This window comes from Chromohalobacter sp. HP20-39 (assembly GCF_033052815.1).
Lineage (GTDB): Bacteria > Pseudomonadota > Gammaproteobacteria > Pseudomonadales > Halomonadaceae > Chromohalobacter.
Genome location: NZ_JAWHTP010000207.1, coordinates 1 through 412, shown reverse-complemented (window position 1 = coordinate 412; position 412 = coordinate 1). Strand labels below are relative to the sequence as shown.

Genomic DNA, 412 nt, shown 5'->3' with positions numbered 1-412 from the left:
GAACGCGCTGCTCAAGCAGGAAGTCACGCTCCATATTCAGATCGAGGGCATTCAGCGTTTTGCGCCTGGGCGCGTGAACATGGAGAACGTTGGCGCAGGCGTTCGAGAGATCTCCGCCATCATCGATCAGGCAGAAATGCTGGGTGAGGAAACCGAGCGCTCTTACTTGTACCGGTTCCGGCTGCGCCCTTGGCTATCGCTAGCGGAAACCGGCCAAAAACGGCGGCTGGTCCATAACATGTCCGTGGTGGACATCACGAGGGCGGTGCTGGAAGCCTACCCCTATGCCGTGGAATATCGGCTCAATGCGCCATGGGGCATGGACTATTGGCCGCTGCGCGAGGTTCAGCGCCAGCATGACGAGTCCGATGCCGTTTTCCTACATCGGTTATGGCAGGAGTGGGGCATCTTC

Annotated in this window: 1 protein-coding gene; it reads left to right on the top strand. The window is 59.0% G+C overall.

All coding sequences use genetic code 11. The features are described from left to right. Window positions 1-412 (top strand): phage late control D family protein (locus tag RVY79_RS17655; protein WP_317465796.1); only part of this gene is annotated, 412 nt, incomplete at both ends.